The sequence below is a fragment of the Microcystis sp. M53598_WE2 genome, assembly GCF_030067735.1.
GTDB classification, from domain to species: Bacteria; Cyanobacteriota; Cyanobacteriia; order Cyanobacteriales; family Microcystaceae; genus Microcystis; species Microcystis aeruginosa.
This window is the reverse complement of the sequence record NZ_JASJFE010000119.1, coordinates 1-6605: the sequence shown is the minus strand read 5'-3', so window position 1 is coordinate 6605 and position 6605 is coordinate 1. Positions and strand designations below refer to the sequence as shown.

At 41.5% G+C, this 6605-nt stretch carries 6 protein-coding genes and 2 pseudogenes; 2 read left to right on the top strand and 6 right to left on the bottom strand.

What is annotated here, in order from left to right; all coding sequences use genetic code 11:
* From egtD to PX636_RS02725, 5 genes and pseudogenes are all read right to left on the bottom strand, one after another.
* Nucleotides 1–926: L-histidine N(alpha)-methyltransferase (gene egtD / locus PX636_RS02745; protein WP_288116154.1), on the bottom strand; the 926-nt coding region annotated here is incomplete at its 3' end.
* A 229-nt stretch (nt 927–1155) separates the two neighbouring features.
* Entirely contained in the window at nt 1156–1440 is a 285-nt protein-coding gene (locus PX636_RS02740) for a DUF7734 family protein (RefSeq protein WP_288116153.1), read from the bottom strand.
* A gap of 35 nt (nt 1441–1475) precedes the next feature.
* A complete protein-coding gene (locus PX636_RS02735; RefSeq protein WP_004162903.1) occupies nt 1476–2066 on the bottom strand; it encodes a DUF3177 family protein in 591 nt (196 codons plus the stop codon).
* A 175-nt stretch (nt 2067–2241) separates the two neighbouring features.
* On the bottom strand, nt 2242–2466 hold the full coding sequence (locus PX636_RS02730; RefSeq protein WP_002781201.1) for a Calvin cycle protein CP12: 225 nt from the start codon (nt 2464–2466) through the stop codon (nt 2242–2244).
* A 383-nt stretch (nt 2467–2849) separates the two neighbouring features.
* Nucleotides 2850–3166, bottom strand: a pseudogene (locus tag PX636_RS02725) (DUF4164 domain-containing protein).
* A gap of 180 nt (nt 3167–3346) precedes the next feature.
* On the opposite strand from PX636_RS02725, the pseudogene PX636_RS22570 reads away from it, so the two are divergent.
* Together PX636_RS22570 and mutL are read left to right on the top strand one after the other, a co-directional pair.
* Nucleotides 3347–3559: pseudogene (locus tag PX636_RS22570) on the top strand (element excision factor XisI family protein).
* Nucleotides 3560–3571: 12 nt separating this feature from the next.
* Nucleotides 3572–5224 carry a DNA mismatch repair endonuclease MutL gene (mutL, locus tag PX636_RS02720; protein WP_288116152.1) on the top strand — a complete coding sequence of 551 codons (1653 nt, stop codon included), beginning with the start codon at nt 3572–3574 and terminating at the stop codon, nt 5222–5224.
* A 75-nt stretch (nt 5225–5299) separates the two neighbouring features.
* Here mutL and PX636_RS02715 read toward each other — a convergent pair whose 3' ends face one another.
* Nucleotides 5300–6412: a sensor histidine kinase gene (locus PX636_RS02715; protein WP_288116151.1), complete on the bottom strand. Its 1113-nt coding sequence runs from the start codon at nt 6410–6412 to the stop codon at nt 5300–5302.
* Nucleotides 6413–6605: the final 193 nt, after the last annotated feature.

Sequence of the window (6605 nt, the reverse complement as noted above, 5' to 3'; positions counted from 1 at the left end):
AGGTCTTTTTGCATAGTTTCTAGGTTAAATTTACGCGAGATTTCTGTCAAAATACTTTCCGACGCTTGAAAATTAACTGTTAAATCGAGTTTTTTCAGATGAACATGGTGAGTTTTTTGACAAATTAAATACATTTCAATTTGGGATTTGTCTTGATTATAGATAGCTTGATGACTAAATAAATCAAGGTTAAAATCAGCTTGAAAACGCCAATTTAAATGGGAAAGCATATTTAAATTAAAAGCGGCTGTCACCCCTTGAGCATCATTATAAGCTGCTTCTAAAATTGCCGCTGGTTTTTGGAGATCAATCCCTAATAAAAAATAATCTCCAGCTTTGAGGACAGTGGTAATTTCTTCTAAGAATTTATCACATTCAGCCGCAGAAAAATTACCGATCGAACTTCCCAAGAAAAAAATCATTCTGGTATTATCGGAAGCATTTTGATAATAGGCTAGGGCCTGTTCATAGGTTCCAATTAACCCCTGAATAAGTAAATTAGGATATTCTTTTTGTAATTCTATGGCACTAGCTTGGAGAATAGTTTCACTAACATCGATAGGTACATATTTAGAGGATTTTTGTTGCTGATAGTAAGCGTCCAATAACAGACGAGTTTTAGTGGAACTACCACTACCTAATTCGATCAATTCGCAGGGACCTGTATAGGCGACAATTTCTTGAGCATATTCTTGAATAATAGCCGCTTCTGTCCTAGTGGGATAGTATTCTGGTAATTGACAGATTGCTTCAAAAAGTTGGGAACCTTGCCGATCATAAAAATATTTAGATGGTAAACTTTTGGGGGTTTTAGTTAATCCTTCAATCACATCTTTGCCATCATCTTTAACCATGTTTTCTCCCGTGGCACCGGTGGCTAAATACTCAATTTGTAACAGTTCTTGGTTAGATTGTTTAAGTTGCATAGATTCTCCAGATTATTCTCCAGTTTTTTGATTGTTCTCGATCGATACCGGGGACGAAATCCACTTTGACAGCTTGAATGCTGGCAGAGATTATCGTTCCCCGGTAATTTTACCATAAAACGCCGCAAAATTTACCTCTTGTCTATCTAGACAAGGTTTGTGGAAGGTAAATAAAAGCTGTTAAATCCATCGAGATGGGTGCTGATATTATCCAAGCAAAATTACCCGTTCAATTAATCAGTAAAAATTGCATTTCCTCTAAGCTAAGATTTTCTTGGATATAGCGAGGATTAAGGGGATGATAGGGACTAACAAGACGATCTATCTTAATAATTGTCGCCGTTTCAGGAATGATCGGAATATCGGGATCGTAGGGGGTGCTGCGAGTAAGAGAACTAGAAAAACCCTTAAAAATAGAGATTTCTTCCTCCTCCCCATCCACAGCAATAGTCACTAATAAAACCTCTTGGGGATTTTTGAGGGTGTATTGTTCGAGTTGTTTACCAATATTCATAGAAAAATGGCTAATTATCGATAGCTAAAGACCTCCTATTGTAAAGCTGAACGTCCCTGTTTGCCAAGGCGAATAAGAAGAAAATGGGCAAAATAGAGAGTATAAAAAGAGAGACCAACTAAACCAAAAAAGCCCAAAACATTAGCGGTAGCTTCTGAATGAAAAATCTCGCGAAACTGCCAAGGTGCTTCCTGCCAAACTTGACAATAGGGAGAATTTAGCAATTCCCCTGACATAGCACAGGAGAGAAAAGGTAAGGTAGAAATTGCGCCCAAAGGACAATAAATCGTTACTGCCCAACGCCAAGCAGTGGTGACAAATTTAATTGGACTGGAGGGTAAATCTTTAATTTCATCGTTAATATCCACCCAAAACCAGAGGGAAATCGGGATTAAAATCTTAGCTAAAAAACTGGTGACAAAACCAATCGGCCAGGAAGCGATCATTAAATATACAGTAATTAATAAAAGACTAGCCACTCGCCAATAGATAATCAACAATTTTTGTAATGATTCGATTTTTGCAAATAAAGACCAAATTAACAAAATTGCCGGAATAATCACCGTAAATAGGACGGCTAAACGATAATCTATCCAAACGAGAGGACGAAACCAAAGTTGATTCATAAACTATTCAGACATAATTACACTGTCAATATTTTACTGTCTTCGGACGCAGGAGCCAAAATCGGCCACAGCTTGACCAACAAACAAAAAAACGAGGGGCGATCTCTTTATAGCCGAGATCGCCCTAAAGCTAGGATTCTACTGTGAGGAGAGAAAAAACCGCTGCCTGACTGCATTAATCTTCATAAATGCGACACTCGGCGGCATCGGGATTAGAATCACAATAATTTTCGAAGTAGGTTTTTTGGGGGTGGTCCTGACGTTGGTGAGCGGCTTCTGCTTGTAATTCTTCCACCGCATCCCAAGCGGCGGCGCATTCGCCAGAGGTGGCACCTTCCGTACTACAGACGGCTCTGGCGTTTTCTAGCTCTTCTTGAATTTTATCTTGGATATTGCTCATGATTCCTCTGGAATTGATCTATTGACACTCTAACAATTATACAGTCACCTTCTCAAGCCACAGGATCGGTTATCCCACTCGATCGCCTTTCCTGTGCTATGAAGCCGATCCTAGCGCAATTTTTCGGGAATTTAACATCAAGATTTCCTGACCGGGCCAATTTTTAGCCTACATTCCGCACTGGAGAAATGCCAGAGGGATTTCTCCCCGGCATAGACAGCGAGCAGAACCATATATCGACTTATTTAGGCCGTCTTACACCAAATCCGTTTTTAATAGTATGATTAACTGCCAAGTTATCGATTGTTTTTCCCCGCTCCAGTGCTTTGGCACTCACCTACTCTCCTATACCTTTTACACAGGATTTAGTATCATTCTAGGGACTAGGGGAAAAAGACTGTTTTGCTGGCAATAGTCAGCATTCCTGTCACCAAAATGCCGACAATGCTAAGGAATCCAATGGTCGTAATGTTGACTCGTGCGTTGAGATCGTCAACCCGCTTTTCTAGTCCCGTAACTTTGGCATCTAAGGCCTTAATATTCCTTTAATTTCTCCTAGACTGTTCTCGATCGCTTTCTGTCCATTTTCTAGGTTTGTCAGTCGGGACTCGATCGCTGTTAGTCGGGATTCGATCGCTTTCTGTCCGCTAACGATTAAATCTTCTAACCTTTTCAGATCATTCTCGGTAACTGCTGTCATCAGTGACAATCCTCTTAAAGTTGAATTTTTCCTAGTCTCCTAATCAATACTCTATCAATATTTTCTCGGTCGGGGACTCTTTCAAACAGTAATTCACAAAAATCAGATTCCCTACTGAGAGCGCCTAGTGATCCCGTCAAAACTGAAACAGTTTTTGATACCGAACCGGCTCTTTATCTCTTGGTTCATCTGGGTTGCAGGGACAGCATCACGCGCATTTATGGCTGTATAATTCAGGTTGATATTATTAATAATAAAATCTGAGTGCAGCAGGACGGCACGGCAGCACCGATCGCTGATAAATTGGTAGCTAGGGGAGTCCCCAAACAAGACATCGTTTTAGCTTACCATGGGCCCCCTGTGCGACAATATACCGAGTTTGCCCTTGGCTAAAACCATTAATTGATGACCTTGCCCATACAAGTTTTACCCCAAGACGTAATCGATTTAATTGCCGCAGGAGAGGTAATCGACTCTTTAGGCGCTGTGGTGCGAGAATTAGTCGAAAATGCCATTGATGCGGGGGCAGATAGGATTACCATCGATATATCTCCCCAAAACTGGCGAATACAAGTATCGGATAACGGCAGGGGAATGTCTAGAGAAGATTTGCCACTGTGTAGCTATGCCCACAGTACCAGCAAAATCCGCCAACGGGACGATCTGTGGCAGATTACCAGTCTCGGATTCCGTGGTGAAGCTTTGCACAGTATCGCACAGGTGGCGCATCTGCGGGTTGCCAGTCGCCATGACGATGATTTAGGTTGTTATTGTCTTTACAATCACCAAGGCGAGCCGGGTAATTTAGAAACGATTCCTATAGCTATCGGTACTATCGTCACGGTAGAGAATCTCTTTGGTAACTTTCCCGTGCGTCGTCAAGCTTTACCGTCAATTAACAAACAATTAAAGGATATACAGACTTTAATTCATAATTTTGCTCTCTGTCATCCCCAAATTACTTGGCAGGTTTTTCAAGATCATCAAGATTGGTTACGCATTAGTCCGGGTAAGGATGCCAGTCAAATATTACCCCAATTAGTTAAATCTCTGCATTTGAACGATTTAGCATCCCTAAAACTTGACTTAACGACTCCTGACGCAGAATCTGCTCAAATTGAATTGGTCATTGGTTTGCCCGATCGCATTTCTCGCCATCAACCAGATTGGGTTAGAATTGCTGTTAATGGGCGAATGGTGCGCTCATCGGAGTTAGAACAGGCAATATTTGAAGCTTTCGCTCGCACAGTCCCTAAAGATCGCTATCCCGTTTGTTTTCTCCATCTACATCTTAACCCTCGTTCGATCGATTGGAATCGTCACCCAGCCAAAGCGGAAATATACCTGCATAACCTCATTTTTTGGCAAGAACAGATAATTTCAGCCATAGACAAGGCGTTAGGACTAAATCCCGAACATATACCCGAAAAAGCGCAAAATCAGCGCGTCAGTCAAATTCTCAAGGCTGCCGAAGAAAAAAGCACCTATACAATAGGGGAGAAATCCCCGAAAAATCGGCTGGAATTAAAGGCAGTAGCCCAAATTCACCAAACTTACATAGTTGCCGAACATCCTCACGGATTATGGTTAGTCGAACAACATATTGCCCATGAGCGGGTTTTGTACGAACGTTTAGAGGATAACTGGGAAATCGTGCCGTTAGATACTCCGATCATCTTAAATCAGTTAACTACTCGACAAATCGAACAATTACAACGTTTAGGATTAGAAATTGCTAGTTTTGGCGATCGCTCTTGGGCAATTCGTAGTATTCCTGTTCTACTCAAAGAACGCGAGGATCGGGCTGATGCTTTACTAGAATTAAGTTTAGGGGGGGATTTACAAACCGCTCAGGTTGCTACCGCTTGCCGGAGTGCTATCCGCAACGGTACAGCTTTAAGTTTAAAAGAAATGCAGAATTTACTCGATGATTGGCAAAATACCCGTAATCCCCGCACCTGTCCCCACGGAAGACCGATTTACTTATCCTTAGAAGAAACCTCGCTCGCTCGCTTCTTCCGTCGTCATTGGGTGATCGGCAAAAGTCACGGCATTTAATCAGTGATCAGTTATCAGTGATCAGTTATCAGATCTGAGTTTTCAGTTTACTGATTACTGATTACTGTTCACTGTTCACTGAAAATTGGCCGATATTGCTAGGGAAAAACGGAAAGTGCTGCCTTTACCTAATTCACTTTCCACCTCGATTTGACTTTGGTGTAATTCCACTAAACGACGGGTAATCGCTAAACCAATACCACTACCCCCAGAATAACGGGAACGAGAACGATCGGCCCGCCAAAAGCGCTCGAAAATAAAGGGTAAATCCTCTGCTGCGATGCCAATTCCTGTATCGATAACGGCAATTTGTAGGCGATTTTTGTCCCTTGTCACTTGCAGGGTAATTGCACCATTATCGGTGTAACGAATGGCATTACCGAGCAGATTAACTAAGATTTGTTCGAGGCGATCGGGATCGGCCATGACAGATGGTAAATTGGGGGGACAATCTAACTGTAAAGTCGGCCCATCTTCTAATAATTGATCGGCAAATTTTTCGATGAGAGAATTTAACAAAGGTAATAAATTAACAGGTTGCAGTTTAATCGAGAGATAACCAGATTCCGCTCGCGATAGCTCCTGTAGATCGTGGGTTAAACGTTCTAACCTGCGGGTTTCTTTCACTAATTTCTGATAAAGTTCTGGATTAGGTTCGATCGCACCATCGGCTAATTCTTCTAAATATCCCCGTACCACAGTTAAAGGGGTGCGTAATTCGTGGGTAAGATCACCGATTAATTCCTGGCGCCGTTTTTCCACATCGGCTAAACTAATCGCCATCTGATTAAAACTGATGGCTAATTGATTTAATTCTGGGATTTCGCTTTCTGGAACTCGCGCCGATAAATCCCCTTCAGCAAAATTTTTAGTGATTTGTTTCATTTGTTTGACCGGTTTCATAATGCGTTGAGAAACCAAAAAACTCAGATAACCAGCCGTACTTCCTCCCGCAATGAATGACCAAATGGCACTACTATCCCAAGCTGTCTCAAAACCCCTAACCAAGAAAGTTCTCGCTGATCGCACGGTAAAAAATCCCTGCCTTTCTAACTGTTCCAAACGCAAAACAAACATTCGCGGAGAAGATAATTTAGCAATGATAATAAAGCTACTCAATCCCACCACCATAACGAGGAGATGGGATAAAAATAATCTGGTTCCTAAGCTTAATTTTGGTGGCTGCATATTTGTTAAAAAACTCTATTTGTTGTCAATATTATTGAGAGACTGCTGCATAAATATAAAAACCTTGTTGGCTAATATCTTTTGGTCTTTTTGAAATCAAAAAGTGCCAGCCATTGGATTGTTCGGTGGGAAAATTTAGGGACTTTTTCCCTGAAAATTAGGTAATTGACCACCTAAAAATGGGGAAAACCCT

What these genes read in the sequence shown, in the direction of transcription:
- PX636_RS02740 (WP_288116153.1), bottom strand. Translation starts at nt 1,440, where the DNA reads ATGAATATTGGTAAACAACTCGAACAATACACCCTCAAAAATCCCCAA.
- mutL (WP_288116152.1), top strand. Translation starts at nt 3,572, where the DNA reads ATGACCTTGCCCATACAAGTTTTACCCCAAGACGTAATCGATTTAATT.
- PX636_RS02715 (WP_288116151.1), bottom strand. Translation starts at nt 6,412, where the DNA reads ATGCAGCCACCAAAATTAAGCTTAGGAACCAGATTATTTTTATCCCAT.
- PX636_RS02735 (WP_004162903.1), bottom strand. Translation starts at nt 2,066, where the DNA reads ATGAATCAACTTTGGTTTCGTCCTCTCGTTTGGATAGATTATCGTTTA.
- PX636_RS02730 (WP_002781201.1), bottom strand. Translation starts at nt 2,466, where the DNA reads ATGAGCAATATCCAAGATAAAATTCAAGAAGAGCTAGAAAACGCCAGA.